The 21877-nt window shown below is 63.4% G+C and carries 23 protein-coding genes; 14 read left to right on the top strand and 9 right to left on the bottom strand.

Annotated elements, in window-relative coordinates; all coding sequences use genetic code 11:
• Window positions 1–45 precede the first annotated feature (45 nt).
• Window positions 46–789 (bottom strand): ATP-binding cassette domain-containing protein, encoded by a 744-nt coding sequence (locus LB516_RS14135; RefSeq protein WP_015317105.1) that lies wholly within the window; start codon window positions 787–789, stop codon window positions 46–48.
• Between the two features lie 449 nt (window positions 790–1238).
• Here LB516_RS14135 and LB516_RS14130 point away from each other — a divergent pair, with 449 nt between their 5' ends.
• Both LB516_RS14130 and LB516_RS14125 read left to right on the top strand, forming a co-directional pair.
• Entirely contained in the window at window positions 1239–2228 is a 990-nt protein-coding gene (locus LB516_RS14130) for a sugar-binding protein (protein WP_140615496.1), read from the top strand.
• Window positions 2229–2415: 187 nt separating this feature from the next.
• Window positions 2416–3198, top strand: coding sequence for a FadR/GntR family transcriptional regulator (locus LB516_RS14125; protein ID WP_140615498.1), 783 nt, complete (start codon window positions 2416–2418; stop codon window positions 3196–3198).
• A 21-nt stretch (window positions 3199–3219) separates the two neighbouring features.
• On the opposite strand, the gene LB516_RS14120 is transcribed toward LB516_RS14125, so the two are convergent.
• A complete protein-coding gene (locus tag LB516_RS14120; RefSeq protein WP_224719776.1) occupies window positions 3220–4158 on the bottom strand; it encodes an NAD(P)-dependent oxidoreductase in 939 nt (312 codons plus the stop codon).
• 120 nt (window positions 4159–4278) lie between these two features.
• Between LB516_RS14120 and LB516_RS14115 the strand changes: the two genes are divergently transcribed.
• From LB516_RS14115 to LB516_RS14105, 3 genes are all read left to right on the top strand, one after another.
• Window positions 4279–5175 (top strand): NAD-dependent epimerase/dehydratase family protein, encoded by an 897-nt coding sequence (locus tag LB516_RS14115; RefSeq protein ID WP_015317109.1) that lies wholly within the window; start codon window positions 4279–4281, stop codon window positions 5173–5175.
• A 101-nt stretch (window positions 5176–5276) separates the two neighbouring features.
• Entirely contained in the window at window positions 5277–6053 is a 777-nt protein-coding gene (locus tag LB516_RS14110) for a FadR/GntR family transcriptional regulator (protein ID WP_140665373.1), read from the top strand.
• A 154-nt stretch (window positions 6054–6207) separates the two neighbouring features.
• Window positions 6208–6651, top strand: coding sequence for an SRPBCC family protein (locus LB516_RS14105; RefSeq protein WP_023769571.1), 444 nt, complete (start codon window positions 6208–6210; stop codon window positions 6649–6651).
• Between the two features lie 95 nt (window positions 6652–6746).
• On the opposite strand, the gene LB516_RS14100 is transcribed toward LB516_RS14105, so the two are convergent.
• Window positions 6747–7037, bottom strand: coding sequence for a DUF3175 domain-containing protein (locus tag LB516_RS14100; protein WP_015317112.1), 291 nt, complete (start codon window positions 7035–7037; stop codon window positions 6747–6749).
• 172 nt (window positions 7038–7209) lie between these two features.
• On the opposite strand from LB516_RS14100, the gene LB516_RS14095 reads away from it, so the two are divergent.
• The 7 genes from LB516_RS14095 to LB516_RS14065 all read left to right on the top strand — a co-directional run bounded on the left by LB516_RS14095 (window position 7210) and on the right by LB516_RS14065 (window position 15198).
• Window positions 7210–8439 (top strand): MFS transporter, encoded by a 1230-nt coding sequence (locus LB516_RS14095; protein WP_224719775.1) that lies wholly within the window; start codon window positions 7210–7212, stop codon window positions 8437–8439.
• A 159-nt stretch (window positions 8440–8598) separates the two neighbouring features.
• Window positions 8599–9627 (top strand): LacI family DNA-binding transcriptional regulator, encoded by a 1029-nt coding sequence (locus LB516_RS14090; protein WP_015317114.1) that lies wholly within the window; start codon window positions 8599–8601, stop codon window positions 9625–9627.
• A gap of 308 nt (window positions 9628–9935) precedes the next feature.
• Window positions 9936–11063 (top strand): sugar ABC transporter substrate-binding protein, encoded by a 1128-nt coding sequence (locus LB516_RS14085; RefSeq protein WP_015317115.1) that lies wholly within the window; start codon window positions 9936–9938, stop codon window positions 11061–11063.
• A 76-nt stretch (window positions 11064–11139) separates the two neighbouring features.
• Complete coding sequence (locus LB516_RS14080; RefSeq protein WP_224719774.1) at window positions 11140–12687, top strand: sugar ABC transporter ATP-binding protein; 1548 nt, start codon at window positions 11140–11142, stop codon at window positions 12685–12687.
• Window positions 12684–13664, top strand: coding sequence for an ABC transporter permease (locus LB516_RS14075; RefSeq protein ID WP_015317117.1), 981 nt, complete (start codon window positions 12684–12686; stop codon window positions 13662–13664). Before LB516_RS14080 ends, LB516_RS14075 begins: the two co-directional genes overlap by 4 nt.
• Window positions 13661–14647 (top strand): ABC transporter permease, encoded by a 987-nt coding sequence (locus LB516_RS14070; RefSeq protein ID WP_224719773.1) that lies wholly within the window; start codon window positions 13661–13663, stop codon window positions 14645–14647. Before LB516_RS14075 ends, LB516_RS14070 begins: the two co-directional genes overlap by 4 nt.
• Before the next feature lie 2 nt (window positions 14648–14649).
• Window positions 14650–15198, top strand: a complete 549-nt coding sequence (locus LB516_RS14065) for a gluconokinase (protein ID WP_224719772.1) — start codon at window positions 14650–14652, stop codon at window positions 15196–15198.
• Here LB516_RS14065 and LB516_RS14060 read toward each other — a convergent pair.
• The 3 genes from LB516_RS14060 to LB516_RS14050 all read right to left on the bottom strand — a co-directional run bounded on the left by LB516_RS14060 (window position 15193) and on the right by LB516_RS14050 (window position 18039).
• Window positions 15193–16341 carry a hypothetical protein gene (locus LB516_RS14060; RefSeq protein ID WP_224719771.1) on the bottom strand — a complete coding sequence of 383 codons (1149 nt, stop codon included), beginning with the start codon at window positions 16339–16341 and terminating at the stop codon, window positions 15193–15195. The genes LB516_RS14065 and LB516_RS14060 overlap by 6 nt on opposite strands.
• 10 nt (window positions 16342–16351) lie before the next feature.
• A complete protein-coding gene (locus LB516_RS14055; RefSeq protein WP_023769580.1) occupies window positions 16352–16801 on the bottom strand; it encodes an RrF2 family transcriptional regulator in 450 nt (149 codons plus the stop codon).
• Between the two features lie 251 nt (window positions 16802–17052).
• Complete coding sequence (locus LB516_RS14050) at window positions 17053–18039, bottom strand: sulfate ABC transporter substrate-binding protein (RefSeq protein ID WP_140665355.1); 987 nt, start codon at window positions 18037–18039, stop codon at window positions 17053–17055.
• A gap of 245 nt (window positions 18040–18284) precedes the next feature.
• Between LB516_RS14050 and LB516_RS14045 the strand changes: the two genes are divergently transcribed.
• Together LB516_RS14045 and LB516_RS14040 are read left to right on the top strand one after the other, a co-directional pair.
• Window positions 18285–18566, top strand: coding sequence for a DUF1778 domain-containing protein (locus LB516_RS14045; RefSeq protein ID WP_140873259.1), 282 nt, complete (start codon window positions 18285–18287; stop codon window positions 18564–18566).
• Window positions 18566–19051, top strand: a complete 486-nt coding sequence (locus LB516_RS14040; RefSeq protein WP_140874409.1) for a GNAT family N-acetyltransferase — start codon at window positions 18566–18568, stop codon at window positions 19049–19051. Before LB516_RS14045 ends, LB516_RS14040 begins: the two co-directional genes overlap by 1 nt.
• Window positions 19052–19095: 44 nt before the next feature.
• On the opposite strand, the gene LB516_RS14035 is transcribed toward LB516_RS14040, so the two are convergent.
• From LB516_RS14035 to cysT, 3 genes are read right to left on the bottom strand one after another with little or no spacing between them, the layout of a single operon-like run.
• Window positions 19096–20136: a sulfate/molybdate ABC transporter ATP-binding protein gene (locus LB516_RS14035; RefSeq protein ID WP_224719770.1), complete on the bottom strand. Its 1041-nt coding sequence runs from the start codon at window positions 20134–20136 to the stop codon at window positions 19096–19098.
• 12 nt (window positions 20137–20148) lie between these two features.
• The gene (cysW, locus tag LB516_RS14030; RefSeq protein WP_015317126.1) at window positions 20149–21033 is read right to left on the bottom strand and encodes a sulfate ABC transporter permease subunit CysW; all 885 of its coding nucleotides are present in this window, start codon (window positions 21031–21033) and stop codon (window positions 20149–20151) included.
• Window positions 21026–21877, bottom strand: coding sequence for a sulfate ABC transporter permease subunit CysT (gene cysT, locus LB516_RS14025; RefSeq protein ID WP_224719769.1), 852 nt, complete (start codon window positions 21875–21877; stop codon window positions 21026–21028). The genes cysW and cysT overlap by 8 nt, the downstream gene beginning before the upstream one ends.

The following is a 21877-nucleotide window of genomic DNA, read 5'->3' as shown; positions in this document are numbered from 1 at the left end:
CGGTAGCGAAACGCGCCAGCGCAATGAAACCCGGTTTTATCGCTCTCACGCCGCCTGCTCGATGGCGCCGGTGATCAGCCCGGTGACTTCCTCGGGCGAGCTCGACGCGATCGCCTTGTCGGCGACCTTCCTGCCGCGCCGCATCACGATGACGCGGTCCGCGACGTCGAAGACGTCGGGCATGCGGTGGCTGATCAGCACCACGGCGATGCCCTGGTTACGCAAATTGCGGATGAGGTTGAGCACTTCGGCGACCTGCCGCACCGAGATCGCCGCCGTCGGCTCGTCCATCAGCACGATCTTGGCCTGCGACAGCATGGTGCGGGCGATCGCCACGGCCTGGCGCTGTCCGCCCGACATCTGCTTGACGAGATCGCGCGGGCGCGTCTCGGATTTCAGCTCGGCGAAGATATGGCCGGCGCGCTTGTACATCGCCGCATAGTCAAGGATGCGGAACGGGCCGACGCCACGACGCAGTTCGCGGCCGAGATAGACATTGGCCGCCGCCGTCAGATTGTTGCAGAGCGCCAGGTCCTGGTGGACGATCTCGATGCCGTGCTGGCGCGCCTCGACCGGCTTGTGCAGGATGAGTTCCTTGTCTTCCATGCGCATCGTGCCATGGCTCGGGCGGAAATTGCCGGCGATCATCTTGACCAGCGTCGACTTGCCGGCGCCGTTGTCGCCCATCAGGCCGACGACCTCTCCAGGCTCGATCGACAGCGACACGTCGTTGACCGCCTGGATGGCGCCGAAATGCTTCGAGATGTTGGTGAGTTCGAGAACCGCCACCAGTCTTTGCCTCCCATGCCTGGCCCATCCGCACGCGGACAAGCGACAGCTTCCATTGGCTTTCCCCAGCTCCTCCCGGGGGCAGCGATGCGGTCATTTACGCGAATGGCATCGCGGGCGTCAATTGTCGAACAGGCAATTGTCAGACGAATAGCGCCATGCGGATTTTGAAAAATCCGTTTTGTAGGACAAATAGCATTGACGTTGGCGGCAAGCCGTTATTAGTTGAGCGTCGGAGGAAGACATGCCGGCTTTGACGACGCCATCGGCGGCGCCAACGGCAGGAAGGTTTTGGCGATCGTGCAGCGTCGTCGCTGGGAGGGTCGCATCTGAAAATGCTTATCGGCCTGGCCGGATTGAATGGGCGCACGCGTCTCAGTCATCTCGCATCCTGGCTGGTTTGTGTGGCGGGCACGCCGTGTCCGTCTGGTTGCAAAGGGAGGACTGACATGAGGAAAACAGTATTGCTCGCCGCCGTCGCCGCCATGGCGTTGGGCGCCGGGCCGGCTTTGGCCAAGAAGCAGCTCGTCATCGTGGTGAAAGGTCTCGACAATCCATTCTTCGAAGCCATCCACCAGGGCTGCGAGAAATGGAACAAGGAAAACGCCAGCTCGGAATATGAATGCTTCTACACCGGCCCGGCATCGACTTCCGACGAAGCCGGCGAGGCGCAGATCGTGCAGGATATGCTGAGCAAGGCCGACACGGTGGCGATGGCGATCTCGCCGTCCAACGCGCCACTGATCGCACAGACGATCAAGAGCGCCAATCCGTCGATCCCGATCATGACCGTCGACGCCGACCTCGCCAAGGAAGACGCGGCACTGCGCAAGACCTATCTCGGCACCGACAACTACCTGATGGGCAAGAAGATCGGCGAGTACATCAAGAAGGCCAAGCCGAATGGTGGCACGATCTGCACCATCGAGGGCAATCCGGCGGCCGACAACATCTTGCGTCGCGCGCAAGGCATGCGCGACGCGCTGACGGGCAAGGAAGGCCTCACGGCACTTGCCGGCGAAGGCGGCTGGACGGAAGTCGCCGGCTGCCCGGTATTCACCAATGACGACGGAGCCAAGGGCGTTCAGGCGATGACCGACATCCTCGCCGCCAATCCCAAGCTCGACGCGTTCGGTATCATGGGCGGCTGGCCGCTGTTCGGCGCGCCGCAGCCCTACCGCGACCTGGTCGGACCGCTCAAGGACCGGCTGGCCAAGAACGACTTCGTCATCGGCGCCGCCGACACGATCGGCGACGAGGTGGCCATCGCCAGGGACGGCCTTGTCACCGCGCTGGTCGGCCAGCGGCCCTTCGAAATGGGCTACAAGGCACCATCGGTGATGATCGACCTGGTCGAAGGCAAGAAGGTTGACGATCCGGTCTTCACCGGTCTCGACGAATGCACCAAGGACACGGTCGACACCTGCATCCAGAAATAGGCCGCGATTTCGGGGCGCTCGCCAACGAGCGCCCCGTTTCCTCCAATTCTTCAACAGGACGCCTTGGTTGGGGCAATCGGAGCCCGGCTTTGACGCGTCAGTGGTTTGGATTTTCGGCAACGGGATCGGTGCGCCGCGCGGGTTTGGATCAATCCGGGTGACTGGCGGCCGACCTATTGGAACGTGGATGCCGGACGAGAAGGCAAAGAAAAAAGCCGGCCGGGCCAAGGCGCAAGCCAGCCACGACCCGGCAGCCATGCGCAGGGTGGATGCGGCGCACTTTCCCGGGTCCAGCGTCCATGCCTCGCTCGCCAGCGAGATTGGCCTCAGGATCGTGCGCGGCGACTATCCGCCTGGCAGCATCCTGCCCAATGAGGCCAAATGGGCCGAAACCTTCAATGTCAGCCGTTCGGCGGTGCGCGAGGCGATCAAGATGCTGATGGCCAAGAGCCTTCTGGCGTCGCGGCCAAAGATCGGGAGTTGGGTCGAGCCGAAGGAGCGCTGGAACCTGCTCGACCGCGACGTGCTGGCCTGGTACGCGACCGCGCCGGATCGCGAAGCGTTCCTTCGCACCGTGCAGGAGTTCCGCCACATCATCGAACCGGAAGCATCCGCCTTTGCCGCAATACGGCGCAGCGACGAGCAGATGGCCGAGATCAGCCTGGCCTGCCGGGAGATGGGCGAGGCGGCCAACCTGCCCGAGCGCATCCGTGCCGACACGCGCTTCCACCTCGCCATCCTGCGGGCCTCGGGCAACGACCTTCTGGTGCCGCTCGGCGTGTTGATCGAATCGGCGCTCGACCATCTCTTCATCTTCACCACACGCCAGGTCGGCGATCAACGGCGGGCACAGAAACTGCACGAGGCGATCGAGAAAAGCATCCGCCTGCAGCGGCCAGCCGCGGCGCGCAACGCCGTGCACAAGCTGCTTGCCGACACCGATGAGGGGATCGGAAGGGGCCGGCGCTAAGGCCAGCCGACCGTCCGGGTCTCAGATCGTCTGCTTCCTTCCATCCTTCGTCGGCATCAGGTCGATGCCATTGACCTTGGCGATGTGCGTGGCCAGCATCGGCACGAACTGCTCGGCCGGGCCGGTTGAGTGAGCGCCGGCGAAGGCGTTCTTGGTGGCGTTGCCGAGCGGATTGGCGATGCCCGCCGCCCCCGCCATCGATTCCAGATAGGTCAGGTCCTTGAAGGCATTGGCGATGGTGAATTTGTGGGCGTCGCGGTCGCCTTCCAGCGTCCAGCGCATGAAGGTCTGATAGAAGCCGCAATCCATGCGGCCATTGCGGATGACGCTGTCGAAACGCGGCGGCGAGATGCCGACCTTCTCCGCCAGTGCCAAGGCCTCGGAATAAAGGGCGGCGTAGCCCAGCGAGATGAAATTGTTGAGCAGCTTCATGCGGTGGCCGTCTCCGGTATCGCCGATATGCACGATGCGGCCGGCCCAGGTGTCGATCACCGGCTTGACCCTGGCAAAGACGGCATCGGGCGCGCCGACCATGGCGTCGAGCGTGCCTTCCCAGGCTTCCTTCGGCGTGCGGCTGAGCGGCGCGTCGACATAGTCGACGCCGAGCGCCTTGAGTTCCGCGGCAAGTGCCACGGTCGAGACCGGATCCGATGTCGAGCAGTCGACGACGACCGCCCCCTTCTTCAAACCCTCCTTGAGGCCATCGGGACCGCGAATGATAGCCTCCACCTCGCGCGAGCCGGTGACGCAGATGAAGACGATATCGGATGCCGCCGCCACATCGCGGGAAGTCGATGCCTCACGAGCGCCTCGGCCGAGAAGATCCTCCGCCGGTTTGCGGTTCTTGCGGCCGAGGAAGGTCAGGGAATATCCCTTGTCGACGATGTTCTTGGCGATGCCGTGCCCCATCAATCCAAGGCCGACAAAGCCGATCTTCTCACCCGTAGCGGTCGTGTTCATGCTGTCTGTCCTGTTGCGTGATTATCGATAATGTCGCCGCTGTTTTAGCCATAGACGGTTGCAGAAAGCAATATTGTCTGACAATACACGTAAATCCCAGGACTTTCGTGGAGACCAGAAATGACGAAGCGGATCATGTTCACCGGCGGCAGCGGCAAGGCTGGGCGCCACGTCGTGCAATATCTGGTGGAGCAGGGTTGCCAGGTGCTCAACATCGACACCAGGCCGCTCGACAATCCCAAGGTGCGCACGCTGATCACCGACATCACCGACAGCGGCCAGGTGTTCAACGCGCTGTCTAGCTATATGGGGCTGCACGAATTCGACCCCTCGCTACGCCCGCAGCCAGTGGACGCCGTGGTGCATTTTGCTGCCATTCCACGCATCATGATCACGCCCGACAACGAGGTGTTCCGCATCAATGCAATGGGCACCTACAACATCATCGAGGCGGCGGTGAAGCTCGGCATCCGCAAGGTGATCATCGCTTCCAGCGAGACGACCTACGGCCTGGTGTTCGCCAACGAGCCGCGCGATCCCGCGTATTTCCCGCTCGACGAGGACTATGACGTCGACCCGATGGACAGCTATGCGCTGTCAAAGATCGTCAACGAGAAGACCGCGCGCGCTTTCGCGCAGCGCAATGGCACGGATATCTATGCCTTGCGCATAGGCAACGTCATCGAGCCGCATGAGTATTCGCTGTTTCCGAAATGGTTCGCCGATCCTGGTTTTCGCAAGCGTATCGCCTGGAGCTACATCGATGCCCGGGACCTTGGCCAGATCACGCTGCGTGCCGTCGAGAAGGATGGGCTGGGCTACCAGGTGTTCAATGCCGCCAATGACGACACCTCGTCCGATCTGCCGACCGCCGAACTCCTGAAGCGGTTCTATCCCGACGTGCCGGTCAAGGGCGAACTCGGTGAATACGAGACGCTGCTGTCGAACCGCAAGGCGCGCGACATGCTCGGCTTCCGCCCGGAGCACAGCTGGCGCAAATACGTCAAGACCGCCTAAGCGAGCTCGAATCACGGCTGGGTTGTGCATAGAGGCCGGCTTTGCGGCCCCGCGCCCGCACCACGCTTGACAGCCTCCCTAAACCGGCCTTTCTGGAATGCATGCGGGACGCGAAGCCGAACAGGGAAAAATCGCCGAAAAAGGCTGTAGCCGCTGATCGTCCGGCCGGTGTTCGGCGAGCCGACGCGGCACGTATTCCGGGCTCCAGCGTGCACACATCACTGGCCAGCGAGATTGGGCTCAGGATCGTGCGCGGCGATTATCCGCCCGGCACCATCCTGCCCAATGAGGCCAAATGGTCGGAGACGTTCAGCGTCAGCCGCTCGGCGGTGCGCGAGGCGATCAAGATGCTGATGGCCAAGAGCCTGCTCGCATCGCGCCCCAAGATCGGCAGCTGGGTCGAACCCAGGGAACGCTGGAACCTGCTCGACCGCGATGTGCTCGCCTGGTACGCGACGTCGCCCGACCGCGAGGTTTTCCTGAAGACGGTGCAGGAGTTCCGCCACATCATCGAGCCGGAAGCGACCGCATTCGCCGCCATGCGGCGCACCGACGAGCAGATGGCCGAGATCAGCCAGGCCTGCCGGGAGATGGGAGAGGCGAAAAGCTTGCAGGAACGGACCCGTGCCGACACCCGCTTCCACCTCGCCATATTGCGTGCCTCGGGCAATGATCTGCTGGTGCCGCTCGGCGTGCTGATCGAATCCGCCTTCGATCACCTGTTTGCCTACACGACCCGGGAGCTCGACGATTTGCAGCTCGCCCAGAAGATGCACGAGGCAATCGAAAAGAACATCCGCCTCCAGCGGCCGGATGCGGCGCGCAATGCCGTGCGCAAGCTGCTGGCCAATACCGACAACGTCATCCGTTCGCGATAGATTTCCGCGACACGGCCGTTGGGCGCGGGTGTTCGCGCCTTGGAATTCGAAGCAATTCGGGGCCGGACCGCACAAAATTCAAAAGCCTGTGTCGGATCGGCTGTGCGGTACCCGTCCTTGGGGCATCGAACAGAGACCACGAAGGAGTATCGACATGCCCAGCACCGTACGTCTGCACCGTGTTCTGACCACCAGCCCGGAGAAGGTCTACCGCGCGTTCCTCGAGGCCGATGCGCTTGCCAAATGGCTTCCGCCGAACGGCTTCACCTGCACGGTTCATCACTTCGAGGGCAAGGTCGGCGGTACCTTCAAGATGTCGTTCCGCAACTTCACCACTGGCGACAGCCATTCGTTTGGCGGTGAGTACGTCGAGCTCGTCGCGGGCGAACTCCTGCGCTACACCGACAGGTTCGACGATCCCAACCTGCCCGGCGAGATCCAGGTGACCGTGACGCTGAAGAAAGTGTCCGTGGGCACCGAAGTGAACATCACACAAGCCGGCATTCCAGACGCCATTCCCGCCGAAGCCTGCTATCTCGGCTGGCAGGAGTCGCTGCGAAACCTGGCCAAGCTTGTCGAACCCGAGATCAGACAATAGGGCGCCTACCGGCTGGATAGCGGTAATAGACGGGTTCCTCACCTCGTTTTTGATGGGGTGAGGAACAAGCTTGAGGAGCCATTGGCGGCGAAAGCCTAATCCTCTTTTGGCCGCCCGAATGCGGCACGCAATTCGTCCTTGGCGTCCTCGAGGATCTTCTTGCGAGCCGCGGGCAGGTTTTTTCCGGCCCTGTTGATGTAGAAATTCAGCATCGACATGGCGGACTGGAAGGGCTCGGCCTTGCGGCGGTGGCTGTGTTCGGCCGAACGCTTGAGCGAGGCGGCGATCTTCTTGGCGTCGTCGGATTCGAACACGTGGTCCTCGAGATCCATAGCATCGCTGTGCTCGGTCACCTCGGCCGACCATTTCTGCTTGGTGGCGGTCATGGCTGGTCTCCTTTGCGGGGTTATTGATCGGAAACTCCAGATGCTGGCGCCGGTTCCCGCGCTCGTACCTCCCTGGAGCCACGGATTTGCCCGCCGTGGCGCTGCTGTGCGCCGAGAATGCGTCGATAGTGGCCAAAACAGCAGCGGTTGAGGCCGCCGACAGGAAACGCCTTTGTCACGAACCGACTTGAGCCGGCCCAGCCCCGGTATCGACAGTTCCTACGCCTGGATGCGCCTGGCCATCTCGATGCTGCTGGCGACGATCGGTGCGGTCGGCATGTGGGCCGTCGTCGTGGTGCTGCCTGCGGTACAGGCCGAGTTCGGCGTCGACCGCGCCGCGGCATCCATGCCTTACACCGCGACCATGGTCGGCTTTGCCGCCGGCAATGTGCTGGTCGGCCGCGCCATCGATCGCATGGGTTACTGGATTCCGGCGCTGTTTTCCTCGATCGCGCTCTCCGCCGGCCTTCTGCTCGCGGCTTTGTCGACCTCGATCCTGCAATTCACCCTTGCGCAAGGCGTGCTGATCGGTCTCGGCACATCGGTGATCTTCGGGCCGCTGATCGCCGATATATCGCACTGGTTCAACCGCCGCCGCGGCGTCGCTGTCACCGCGGCCGCGGCCGGCAACTACCTCGCCGGAGCGATCTGGCCGACCATCATGCCGACGCTGATCAAGGCGGAAGGCTGGCGCTTCACCTATGCCGCCATCGGCGTCTTCTGCCTGGTCACCATGGTGCCGCTGGTGCTTTTGCTGCGCCGCGGCGCTCCGGAAGCGGCAGCCGCCGGCCCGGCCGGAAGCCGGTCCGTGCAGCCGATGCCAATGTCTCCGGCCGCGATGCAGATGCTGCTGGTCGTCGCGGGACTGGGCTGCTGCGTGGCGATGTCGATGCCGCAAGTGCACATCGTCGCCTATTGCATGGATCTTGGCTACGGCATGGCGCATGGCGCCGACATGCTGTCGATCATGATGGCCGCGGGCGTCGTCAGCCGGCTCGCCTCGGGCTTTGTCGCCGACCGCATCGGCGGTGTCAAAACCTTGCTTATCGGCTCCGTGCTGCAATGCCTGTCGCTGCTGTTCTACATCCCGTTCGACGGGCTCGCCTCGCTCTATGTCGTGTCGCTGGTCTTCGGCTTGTCGCAAGGCGGCATCGTGCCTTGCTATGCGATCATCGTGCGCGAATACCTGCCCGCCAAGGAGGCCGGCCAGCGCATCGGCGTCGTCATGATGGCGACGATTTTCGGCATGGCGATCGGCGGCTGGATGTCGGGCTGGATCTACGACCTGACCGGCTCCTATGCCGCCGCTTTCCTGAACGGCATCGCCTGGAACCTGCTTAACATATTGGCGATCGGGCTGTTCATGTGGAAGGCGAGGCACAGAGCTGCCGTAGCCGCCTGAGGAAGGCCAAGCACGGCCACTTGGTGGCTCGGCTTGACAACAGGCAGTCACTGCGCGACGCCAAGGCGGATGGGTGCGGCAACAGGCCGGTGACATGGCGACAGCTGGAAAGATCGCATTGCGGGCGCGCTTCGATGGCCATGCGCATGGGCCAAGACCGTGATCAAGCCGCGTTCGCGCCGGGGCGGTGGCCGCCCAACCCTGTCGGATGTGGCACGCAAGGCCGGCGTCGGCGCCATCACCGTCTCACGCGCGCTGCGCGATCCGGCACGTGTTTCCGAGGAGCTGCGCCGTCAGATCCAGGCCGCCGTCGACGAACTCGGCTATGTGCCGGACCCCAATGCGCGCGCATTGGCCTCGGCGCGGGCGGAAGTGTTCGGCGTGCTGGTGCCTTCGCTGACCAACAACGTCTTCGCCGAGGTGGTGCGCGGCATCTATGACTGCCTGTCGGACAGCCCGTTCCGCATCCAGCTCGGCAACACGCACTATTCCGGACTGGAGGAAGAGCGGTTGCTGCAGCTGTTCGGTTCGCAACGCCCGGCCGCGCTCATCATTGCCGGCATCGATCAGACGCCTGCTTCGCGAAAACTCCTGGAGAATGCCGGTTGCCCGGTGGTTCAGGTGATGGAGACCGGACCCGATCCGGTGGACATGATGGTCGGCTTCTCGCATCTCGATGGCGGCCGGACGGCGACCGAGCACCTGATAGAGGCCGGGTATCGCCGGATCGGCTTCATCGGTGCACGCATGGACCCGCGCTCGCAGCGGCGCCTGGCTGGTTACCGGGTGGCGATGGAGAAGGCCGGGCTCTCGGACCCGCGCCTGATCACCACCACGCCGGTGCTGTCCAGCGTGCCGCTTGGCCGCGAACTCTTCCGCGATGCGCTTGCCAAGATGCCGACGCTCGACGGCGTGTTCTGCAACAATGACGACATCGCGCTCGGCGTGCTGTTCGAATGCCATCGTGCCTCGATCGAGGTGCCGAAGACCATCGGCATTGTCGGCTTCAACGATCTCGACATGATGCAGGTGGCGTTTCCTTCGATCACCAGCATCCGCACCCATCGCTACGAAATCGGCAGGCGCGCGGTGGCCATGGCGCTTGCGGCGATATCGGGTGACAGGCCGCGGCAGCGGGTCGTCGACCTTGGCTTCGAGCTCAAGCGCCGCGAGAGCACAGCCCGCTGAACACGCTTTCGAGAACACCCGCGAATGACGCTTTACACAACGTCATGGTAGCGCTACCATTTTCCATTGGGGAGCTTCGCCACTCAAATGTTGGGCCTGTTTATTATACATAAGCAACAGCTCATGCTTGTTTATTATGTATAATATGATACCTTTTTCCCAACCGAAGGAGACGGTAAGGGGTGGGATCGCGGAGGTCTTCGGCATCTGGCAGGCGTGACTGGGTAAGGCGGGAGGTGCCAGCCGGGAGCGCGAAATCGCATAAAAACTGAACCGACAAATCGGAACTGCAATCGGGAGGATTATCGATGATCAAGTCACTTGTCGGCGGCATCGTTGCTGCCAGCGCATTCGTCATGCTCAATTCGGCGGCCATGGCTGCCGGCCCGGAGATCGTCTCCGGTCCCGCCGCCCAGGCCGACTGTTTCGCGCCCTGGGACGCGAACACCAAGTTCTTCAAATTTCCGAAGAAGGAAGGTCCGTTCCGCATCGCCTTCGCCAATGGCTATATCGCCAACACCTGGCGCATCCAGATGGTGCAGACGGCCAAGGCCTATGCGTCGCAGCCCGACGTGAAGGCAAAGATCAAGGAATTCAAGGTCGTCTCGACGGGCGAGGACGTGCCGGCGCAGATTTCGGCGATCAACAACTTCATCGATTCCGGCTATGACGCCATCGTCACCGACGCGCAGAACCCGACCGCCTTCGGCCCGGTCATCAAACGCGCCAAGGAAGCCGGCATCGTGCTGGTCGCCTTCGACAATATTCTCGACACCAAGGACGCCATCAACGTCAATGTCGACCAGAAGGGACTTGGCGAATTGTGGGCCAAGTGGCTGGTCGCCAAGATCCCGAATGGCGGCAAGATCCTGGAAGTGCGCGGCGTCGCCGGCACCTCCGTCGACACCGATCGCCACAACGGCATCCATGAGGTGTTCGACGCCTCCGGCAAGAAGTGGGATGTGACCGAAGTCGCCGGCAAATGGGATGACGGCGTGGCGCAGAAAGTGACCGCCGATGCGATCGCCACCAACGGTCCGTTCGACGGCATCACCGGCCAGGGCGGCGACACCGGCATCGTGCAGGCGATGATGGACGCCAAGCATCCGTTCGTGCCGTTCGGCGGCGAGACCGAAAACGGCTTCCGCAAGTTCTGCGCGGCGCATTCGGCCGATGGCCTGAAGTGCACCTCCGCCGGCTCGGGCCCGGCCCAGGTCGCCGTCGCCATCAAGACGGCGATCGCGGCACTCGAAGGCGAAGTGGTGCCGCAGGAGGTGAAGCTGCCTCTGGCCGTCGCCACGGATCCGGACATGAAGGAAGGCACGGATTACTTCCCGAAGGAGTCCGACAATTTCTTCGTCGGCAATTCCTTCCCGACCTGCGGCATCAATTTCAGCGCCCAGGAAATCATGGGGCAGACCAAGGAAAACCAGTAGTCGCTTTCTATCGTCTGGCGCCGCGGCTGATCCCGCGGCGCCAGCCTGCAATCCCACAATCGCCCTGGGAGGGTTGATGGACGGTGCGGCTCCACTTTTTCGCATGGAAGGCATTTCCAAGCGCTATGGCGGCGTGCGGGCGCTGGAAAAGGCCGAACTGACGGTCGAGGCCGGCAGCATCCACGCCATTCTCGGTGAAAACGGGGCTGGCAAATCGACGCTGATCAAGGTCATGGCCGGTGTCGTGGCGCCCGACGAGGGCCAAATGACGCTGGACGGACGCGAGGTGACCTTCGCGTCGCCGGGTGCGGCGAACAAGGCCGGCATTGTCTGCATTTTCCAGGAACTGTCGCTGATCCCCGAACTCAGCGTCGCCGACAACATCGTCATTTCCGATCCGCCAAAACGCTTCGGCATGATCGACCGCAGGGCGCAGCGGCGCATCGCCGAGGATGCGCTGGCGCGCGCGGGTGCCGGCGACATTCATCCGCTGGCGCTGGTCAAGGACCTGCCGCTGTCACGACGGCAGATGGTGGAGATCGCCAAGGCGCTGGCCAGGAAACCGCGCATCCTCATCCTCGACGAAGCGACCTCGGCGCTGACGGCGGCGGATGTCGCGAAGATCTTCGGCGTCTTGAAACGACTGCGCTCGGAAGGGCTGGCGCTGCTCTACATCTCGCACCGCATGAATGAGATCGCCGAACTGGCCGACCATTGCACCGTGTTCCGCAATGGCCGCAATGTCGCCAGCTACGAGGCCGGCTCTAAGAGCGACAACGAGGTGGTCGAGCTGATGATCGGCCGTGAATATAGCCATATTTTTCCGCCCAAGCCGGCGGCGGCACCCACTGGCGCCGCCCCCCGGCTCGAGGCGCGCAAATTGTCCTGGGCCGACCGGCTGCACGATATCTCGCTGACGGTCAGGGCAGGCGAGGTGGTCGGCCTCGGCGGGCTCGACGGCCAAGGCCAGCGCGAATTGCTGCTCGCCTTCTTCGGTGTGCTGCGCGGCCTCTCCGGCGAGGTGCTGATCGACGGCAAGCCAGTGACGATCACCAGCCCGGCAGCGGCCCGCGAGGATAGCGTCGGCATGGCGCTCATCCCGGAGGACCGCAAGACCGAAGGACTGATGCTGCCGATGACGGTGCGCGAAAACCTGTCTTTCGCCGCGCTCGACCGGCTGTCGAAAGGCGGCATCATCGATCGCGCCGCCGAACAGCGGCTGATCGACGACATGGTCGGCCTGCTGGCGATCAAGACGGCGGGCCTCGACATTCCGGTCGGCGCGCTGTCGGGCGGCAACCAGCAGAAGGTGGTGATCGCCAAATGGCTGATGCGCCAGCCGCGCATCATCCTGCTCAACGACCCGACACGCGGCATCGATGTCGGCACCAAACAGGAGATCTATCAGCTGATGCGCAAGCTGGCGGATGCGGGCGCGGCGATCCTGTTCTATTCGACCGACTATGACGAACTGATCGGCTGCTGCGACCGGGTCCTGGTGCTCTATGACGGCGCCGTCAAGCGCGAGCTGGTCGGCGGCGAGATCACCGAGCGGGCGCTTATAGCGAGCGCGCTCAACATCCATGGCGAGGAGAGCCCGGTGGGCCTGGGAGCAAGCGTGTGAAAGACTGGCGCTACTGGCTGGCCGAGCAGCGCGGAACGTTGCTGGCTCTCGGCATCTTCATCGTCATGTTCGTCATCTACACCTCGAACCACCCGGCGGGCTTCACCGCCAATGTCGTGCAGACGGCGGCGAACAAGGGCGTGCTGCTTGCCTTCGTCGCCATGGCGCAGACGCTGGTCGTCATCACCTCCGGGATCGACCTGTCCGTGGGCATGATCTTCCTGCTCACCAACTGCCTGGCCTCCTGGCTGGTGGTAGGCACGCCGTTGCAGACCACGCTCGGCGTCATCGCCGTGCTTGTGGCGGGCCTTCTGTGCGGCGCCGTCAACGGCGCCATCGTCATCTATGGGCGGCTGCAGCCGATCGTCGCCACCATCGCCACCGGGGCTGTCTACTACGGCATCGGACTGTTGTTGCGACCTTTCCCGGGCGGTTCGGTCAATGAGGACCTGGCCGACGCGCTGACCGGCCGCGTGTTCGGCTTTGTGCCGGCGAGCCTGGTGGTGCTGCTCGCCATCGTGCTGGTGATCTGGGTGCCGTTCAGCCGCTCGATCCTCGGCCGCGCGGCATACGCGGCGGGCTCTTCGGAAACGGCGGCCTATATGTCCGGCGTGCCGATCCGGCGCGGCAAGTTCGCCGCCTATACGCTGGCCGGGCTGCTGGCGGCGATCGGCGGGCTGTTCCTCACCTTCTTCACCTATACGGGCGAGGCTGCCTACGCGAGCGGCAACTCCTACACGTTGTTCTCGATCGCGGCGGTCGTGCTGGGTGGTGTGTCGCTGTTCGGCGGCAAGGGCAGCGCTATCGGCGCCATCTTCGGCGCCCTTGCCTTCCGCACCATTGGCGACCTGTTGTTCGTGTTCGACTTCGATCCGCTCTGGCAGCCGCTGTTCCAGGGCGTTATCCTGCTGGTCGCCGTCAGCCTCGGCGCCTTCGCCCTTTTTCGGGTCCGCAACCGGCTGGAGTGGTTCCTGTGAGCGAGACGACCTTGGGCGGCATTGCCGGCCGCATGCCGAAATTCATTCGCCGCGCCGACCCGGCGGTGCTGACCGCCTTTGCCTGCATCGTGGTGCTGCTGTTGGTCGGCAGTCTTTATTCACGCAGCTTCCTGTCGCCTGAATATCTCCTGCAGCAGCTCAAGGTGGCCTCGTTCCTCGGCGTCATCGCCACCGGCATGATGCTGGTCATCCTGCTCGGCCAGATCGACCTGTCGGTGCCGTGGTCGGTGGCGGCGGGCGCGATGATGGCCTGCGCGGCGGCCGCCTACGGTCCGGCCGGGGTGGTGCTGGCGATTCCGTTCGGCATCTTCTGCGGCGTGCTGATCGGCATCGCCAACGGCATCGGCGTCGCCTATTTGCGCATTCCCTCAATGATCATCACGCTCGCCACCAATGCCGTCGCGCAAGGGCTGATGGTGGTCTATACCGGCGGCTTCTCGCCACAGGATTCGGCGACCGGCGCCATGCGCTACCTGGCCACCGGCTTCACCATTCCGGGCGTCCCCAACGCCGTCATCATCTGGGCGTTTATAGGGATCGCGATGGTGTTCGTGCTGACGCGCACCGGCTTCGGCCGCGCGGTCTATGGCATCGGCAACCGCGAGCGTGCCGCCTATCTCTCCGGCATCGACACGAGACGCGTGGTGATGATCGCCTTCGCCGTCTCCGGAGGGCTCTCCGCCTTCGGCGGCGTGCTGCTGGCCGGCTACGCCTCCAAGGCGGCGCAGTCGATGGGCGATGCCTATCTGCTGCCGTCGATCGCGGCCGTGGTGCTGGGCGGCACCTCGATCCTGGGCGGGCGCGGCTCCTATCTCGGCACTGTCGCCGGCGTGATCCTGATCACGCTGTTGCAATCCATCCTCTCGGTCATGCAGATGCCGGAGGCGGGACGGCAGATCATCTATGGCGTCGTCATCGTCGCCATGCTCCTGCTTTATGGCCGCGCGCCGGCGAGCCGCTGACGGTGGACGAAAACGCAGCGCAGGCGCCGACGGGCGCTTCCGGTCTGGCGCCTCCGGCCATCGTGGTGATGGGGGTAGCCGGCTGCGGCAAGTCAGCCGTCGGAATCGCGCTGGCCACCGCACTGGATGCCGTCTTCATCGAGGGCGACAGGCTGCATCCGCCCGAAAACGTCGCCCGCATGGCACGCGGCGAACCGCTCACCGATCAACTGCGCGAAGGCTGGCTCGACGCGATCGGCGAGCAGATCCAGGCATCGATCGGCAAGCGGCAAGGTGTGGTCGCCGCCTGCTCGGCGCTGAAGCGCGGTTATCGCGAGCGCCTGCGCGGTTTTTGCCCTGATATCGTCTTCCTCTATCTGGAGATCGATCCCGCCACCGCGCGGCGGCGCGTTGGCAACCGCAAGGGCCATTTCATGCCGGCAAGCCTGGTTGACAGCCAGTTCGCCATCCTTGAGCCGCCGGGGCAAGACGAGCGGGCATTGACGCTCGACGCGACACGGCCGGTCGACGAACTCGTCGCCCAGGCAATGGGCTTGATACGCCCGTCATGAGCCTTCTTCAGCGCTGATGCCGATGCCGTCCGGGGCTTCCGTCAACCGCTCATGGCGCGACCAGGACATCATCTGCTCGGGGCACTCTTTCAGCGCTTGCAGCAGGCGGTCGCGTTTGAGCAGGATGTAGCGTGCCTGCAGGGCCATGTTCTTGGCTCCGTCCCTGATTGTGTCCGCTGCCTGGGGCGCCGGTGCCGCCGGCACCAGCTCGGGGCTCAAGACGGCGCGATATTCCCGGAAGGGAACGACCTCGAAGGTCGACATCGCAAACAGGGCCGTCTTGCCGCGCGCGGCGAAATTCGCCGGTGCCGAGGCAAGGTGCGTCCAGCCGCTTTCGCCAAGCGCGGTTTCGGTGAAGGTCGAGCCGGCGTGGATTGTGTTGGTCATCATCACGACGCCGTTCTGCCTCAGCATCTTCTGAATGCGGATGGTGACCTGATAGGCGTCGTCACGGTCGAAGACGATCCGGCTTTTCAGGAACCGGTTCTCGACACGAACCATCGGCGGATTGAGAAAGCGCTGGCCGAATGCCGTCTCGGAAACGCCATGCGTGTTGACGCTGACCTGATGCGCTTCGATGCCGGCCTCATGCATGGCGCGCTTGCCGATCATTGTCTGGGCGGTGAACTGATCGCACCAGAGGATCGCGCCATGGCCGCGTTGCAAAGCGGCCTGCAAATCCTCGAGCCCTTCCAGCCGGATCGCCGGCCTCCAGCGACGGGCGACCAGATGCGCGGCAAGCTGCATGCGGCGGCGATGGCGCGCCGCGAGCAATGCCTCGAACAGCTTGCGTGCATCGATGTCGCTGCCGAGCACCGCGCGCGTTGCGGCGGCATATCCGGGGAAATCCTTGCGCATATGGCGCTTCAGGCGAAACCGCGACGCCCAATCGCAGATCCGCGACCACCAGCGCACCGGCAGCACCGCCGCGACCGCCAGGTAAAAGAGGGCGGCCAGGCTTTCGCGAAGATCCCTGGTGGAGAAGCGGCGGAGCTTGCCGGGGCTAAGCTGCTTGCGGCTGAAGAAGCGCACGTCCTCGGCATATTCGGGGACAAAGACGTCGGCGATGATCTCGGTGCGGAAGCTGGCTGCCGATGGCTTGCGGGGGACTTTTCGGGATTTCGTGAACCTCGACAGCCTCATTCGCCCGGCTCTAGATCTGGGATGTCAACTCGACCGGAAAATCGTCGTTGTCGGCATCGCGCATGGCGGCGAGGCTGCGGTTGTCCAGCACCTCGGCGATCGCCTGGCGCACTTCCAGCATCATGTGCCGGACCTGGCAGGTCGCTTCGTCGCAATCCTCGCAGCGCTGGTACTGCGTGCGGCTGGCGCAAGGTATCGGCGCCAGCGGACCGTCCAGCACACGCACGACATGGCCGATCTTGATCTCGGAAGCGGGGCGGGCGAGGCGATAGCCGCCTTCCTTGCCCTTGCGGCTCTGGACGAAGCCGGCGTTGCGCAATTCGCCCAGTATGGCATCGAGGAATTTCTTCGGGATGTTGTTGGCGACGGCGATGTCGTTGACGAAGGCCAATTGGCCAACCGGAAGGTTGGAAAGATGCACGAGGGCCTTGAGGCCGTATTTGCCTTTTTTCGTCAGCATGCCCGAGTCAACCCGTTGAAGCCCCAACCACCCCGCATCTGGCGGCTGTTTGTGTGCAAATGATGACGGCATTGCTTCCACACCCTGCCGTTTCGCGAAAACAAGCCATTGGAAAGGCATGTTTGGCACAAACGCGTTGATTGTTTGTAACGTTTTGCACGAAGGCGCCGGATTGCCCTATCGTCTGCCTAAACAAGAAAAGCCGGCCCCGGGGCCGGCTCTCCTGATCTTTCTATCGGACCGCTGAAACTTTACCGGCTGCCATAAGCTTGGTCGAGCAGGCCGCCGGCGGCGAAATGCTCTTTTTGGACCTTGTCCCAACCGCCGAAGACGTCTTCCACCGTCAGCAGGCGCACGTCCGGAAAATCGGCCTTGTATTTGGCCGCGACAGCCGCGTCGCGTGCGCGCAGGCCATTCTCGGCGGCAATGCCCTGGCCCTCGGGCGTATAGAGGAAGTCGAGATAGCTCTTGGCCAGGTCACGCGTGCCGTGTTCGTCGGCGACCTTGTCGACGATCGCCACCGGGAATTCCGCCAGCAGGCTGACCGAAGGGGTGACCTGCTCGAACTTGTCGTCGCCATATTCCTTGCGGATGCCGCGCGTCTCGGATTCGAAGGTGATCAGCACGTCGCCGATCTCGCGCTGCACGAAGGTGGTGGTCGCGGCGCGCCCGCCGGTGTCGAAGATCGGCACGTTGTTGAACAGCTTGGTAATGAACTCCTTCACCTTGGCGTCGTCGCCCTTGAAGGCTTCCTTGGCGTAGGCGGTGGCCGCCAGATAGGTGTAGCGCGCATTGCCCGACGTCTTCGGATTGGGAAAGATCACCTGCACGTCGTCGCGCACGAGGTCGTTCCAGTCCTTGATGTGCTTGGGATTGCCCGCGCGGACGAGAAACGAAGGCAGCGAATAGAAGGGCGAGGCGTTGTCTGGAAAATCCTTCTGCCAGTCGGCCGAGACGAGGCCCTTCTTGACCAGGAAGTCGACATCGGTGACCTGGTTGAAGGTGACGACGTCGGCCCCGAGGCCCTCGGCGATGGCGCGCGCCTGCGCCGAGGTGCCGGCATGGGACTGGTCGACGCTGACGCCCGGATGCTTGGCGATAAAGGCCTTGTTGACCTGCACGAAGAGTTCGCGGCCGACGTCATAGGAGGCGTTGAGCAGCTTGTCGGCCGACCAAGCCTGGGAGGATGCGAGGATGAGGCCGGCTGCGACGGCAACGCCGAGGAAAAATCGCTTCATGAAATGGCTCCGGATGTAATGTTTTATCGTTCGAGCATAGCGAGGGTACAAAGGGGCGGCGAGGCATAGATTCAGGGCTTGGCACTCGTTGCTAGAAAACCGTTTCCTAGACAGGCTGATCCTAGGTTTTTCTTTTGAGCGGCATCATATTGGAGCTCGGTTCACGTCAACCTTTTCCCAATGGAAAGGACAAATAGATACACATTGTGTATGCGGCATGTTATGGTGAAGGAAAGGAGCCCTCCATGGCGAAAGCCGCAGCCGAAACTCACGCTAAGCCTGTCAATCTGCGCATTCGCGAGGATATGCGCATACTGATTGACCGCGCCGCAAAGCTACGCGGGAAAACCCGTTCCGATTTCATGATCGATGCCGCCTACCGCGCGGCCGAGGATACGCTGCTCGACCAAACACTGATCAAGGTAGATGCCCAGAGTTACCGGCACTATCTCGACATCCTCGATGAACCGCCAGGCGGGGAAGGTTTTGCGCGTCTTATGAACGTGCCCAAGCCATGGCAGGACTGATGCTGTCGGCGCCCACGCCGCTGGCCGAGAACCACGATCTCGAACTTTTCCAAAGCGGAACGGAAAGTCTCGACCAATGGCTTCGCCGCCGCGCACGGGCCAACCAGGTCAGTGGCGCATCTCGTACTTATGTGGTCGCGGAAGGCATACGCGTTGTCGGCTACTACTGCCTGTCTTCGGGCGGGCTTGACCTAGCGGAAGCGCCCGGCATTGTTCGGCGCAACATGCCGGATCCCATTCCAATGGTCGTGCTCGGGCGTCTCGCGGTGGGCACAGGCTGGCAAGGGAAGGGACTGGGTGCAGCGCTTCTGCAAGATGCCGTCCTGCGCGCCGGTCAAGCCGCGACGATCCTCGGGATACGCGGAATTTTTGTTCATGCGATATCGGACGAAGCGAAAGCCTTTTATGAGCGCCATGGCTTTGCGGCTTCCCCGAAAAATCCCATGACATTGGTGCTGTCGTTGAAAGGCCTGGTGAAAGGGTAGGCGGCCGCCCTCGACCGGGATAGGGATTGACGGCGGTCCTATCGCTACGCAGCCGGAAACAGCTTCCAGCGCCCCGGCCGGAACGCCACGCGGCTCTTCTGCGCCGCCGGATGATCGACCGGCAGTTCGATCTCGACCCGCTGGCGTTCGCCGCCGATCTCGAGCTCGACGCGCCTTGTGCCGGCGACCCGGCGGCTGGCGGCCACGGTGCCGGCGATGCAGCCGCTGCAGCCGTCCAGCAGTTCGACGTCATGCGGCCGGAAGTAGAGCATCGCGTCGCCCTCGGGCGCATGCGGCGCCGACAATCCGATCGGACGGTCGGCCAGCCAGATCTCGCCATTCTCGACCTTGACGGGAAGGGAGCTGGATTCACCGATGAAGCCGTACACGAAAGGCGAGTTCGGCGTGTCGTAGATGTCGTCGGCGGTGCCGACCTGTTCGATGCGCCCCTGGCTCATCACCACGACGCGGTCGGCAAGCTCCAAAGCCTCTTCCTGGTCGTGGGTCACGAAGACGGTGGTGTGGCCGGTGCGGTCATGGATTTCGCCCAGCCAGCGACGCAGTTCCCGGCGCACCTGCGCATCGAGCGCGCCGAACGGCTCGTCGAGCAGCAGCACCTTGGGTTCGATGGCCATGGCGCGGGCGAGCGCCACACGCTGGCGCTGGCCGCCCGAAAGCTGCGCCGGATAGCGCTTCTCCAGCCCTGAAAGCTGGACAAGATCGAGAAGCTCGGAGGCGCGGCGGCGGATTTCGGGGGTCGACGGCCGCGTCGGCCCGTGCCGCACCTTGAGGCCGAAGCCGATATTGTCGGCCACCGTCATGTGGCGGAACAGCGCGTAGTGCTGGAAGACGAAGCCTACGTTGCGCTCCTGGATCGATTTCTGCGAAGCGTCCTCGTCACCAAAGAAGATTTTCCCACGCGTCGGGCGCTCCAGTCCGGCGATCAGCCTGAGCAGCGTCGTCTTGCCGGAGCCGGACGGTCCGAGCAGCGCGATCAGTTCGCCCGACTTGATGTCGAGCGAGACATCGTGGAGCGCCGGAAACCGCTCGAACTCCTTGCGCACGTTGGCAACGCGAACTTCCATGCAATGAACCTTCTAATGTCCGCGCGTCGCGGCGAGTTCGGCGCCGTAGCGCATCTCGAGCAGTGTTTTCAAGACCAGCGTGACGAGCGCCAGCCCGGCAAGCAAGGAAGCAACGGCAAAGGCGCCGACGGCGTTGTACTCGTTGTAGAGGATTTCGACATGCAGCGGCATGGTGTTGGTCAGGCCGCGTATGTGGCCCGACACCACCGAAACCGCGCCGAACTCGCCCATGGCGCGCGCATTGCACAAAAGGACGCCGTAGAGCAGGCCCCATTTGACGTTAGGCAAGGTCACGTACCAGAAGGCCTGCCAGCCATTGGCGCCAAGCGACAGCGCCGCCTCCTCGTCGCCATTGCCCTGTTCCTGCATGAGCGGAATAAGTTCGCGGGCGACGAAGGGGAAGGTGACAAAGACGGTGGCCAGCACAATGCCCGGCACGGCGAACAGGATCTGGATGCCATGTGCCTTCAGCCACTCGCCGAGCAACCCTTGAGCACCGAAGAGAAGCACGTAGACCAGACCCGAAATGACCGGCGAGACCGAGAAGGGCAGGTCGATCAGCGTGGTCAGGAAGGCCTTGCCCTTGAACTCGAACTTGGCGATCGCCCAGGCGGCCGAGATGCCGAAGACGATGTTGAGCGGGACCGAGATCGCGGCCACCAGCAAGGTCAGGCGGATCGCCGAACGCGTGTCGGCATCGCTTAGCGATTGCAGGTAGGTGCCAACGCCTTTGGCGAAAGCTTCCTTGAAAACGATGATCAGCGGCAGCAGCAGGAAGACGGCGAGAAAGACGAAGACGATGGCCATCAGCACGGCGCGTGCCGGCCGGCTCTCGGTCACCGCCGCCGAGCGGCTCTCATGATACGGTTCGTATGATTTGATCTCGGGATCAGCCATAGCGCTTGCGGCTCCATGTCTGCACCAGATTGACGATCAACAGCATGATGAACGACAGCGCCAGCATGATCGCGGCGATCGCGGTCGCCGCCGGGTAATTGTATTCCTCGAGCCGGATGACGATCAGAAGCGGCGCGATCTCGGATTTGTAGGGCAGGTTGCCGGCGATGAAGATGACCGAGCCGTATTCGCCGACGCCGCGCGCGAAGGCCAGCGAGAAGCCCGTGATGATGGCCGGCGCCAGGCCGGGAAAGAGCACGCGGGTGATGATCTGGAAGCGGCTGGCGCCGAGGGTGGCGGCGGCTTCCTCCACTTCCTTGTCGATCTCTTCCATGATCGGCTGCACGGTTCGCACGACGAAGGGCAGGCCGATGAAGATCAGCGCAATGACGATGCCGAGCGGCGTGTAGGCGACCTTGATGCCGAGCGGCATCAGCAATTTGCCGATCCAGCCATTCGGCGCGTAGAGCGTGGTCAGCGCGATGCCGGCCACCGCCGTCGGCAGCGCGAAGGGCAGGTCGACCATGGCGTCGACGATGCGGCGGCCCGGAAAACGGTAGCGCACCAGCACCCAGGCGACGAGCGTGCCGAAGACGACATTGACGACAGCCGAGATGAACGCCGTGCCGAAGCTGATTCGAAGGGCGTTGATCGTGCGGCGATCGGTGGCGATGGCCCAGAAATCGACCCAGCCGAGAGCGGCCGAACGCCAGATCAGCCCGGATAGGGGGATGAGGATGATGAGGGTGAGGTAGGCAAGCGAGAAGCCGAGCGTCAATCCGAAACCCGGAATGACGCTCGGCTGTCTGAACCGCCACCCCGCCCGCGCGGGTGCTGTGGTCAT

This window comes from Mesorhizobium sp. CO1-1-7, assembly GCF_020164885.1.
In the GTDB taxonomy this organism is placed as follows: domain Bacteria; phylum Pseudomonadota; class Alphaproteobacteria; order Rhizobiales; family Rhizobiaceae; genus Mesorhizobium; species Mesorhizobium australicum.
Note: the sequence above shows the minus strand (reverse complement) of the source record. Positions and strands in the feature narration are given on the sequence as shown.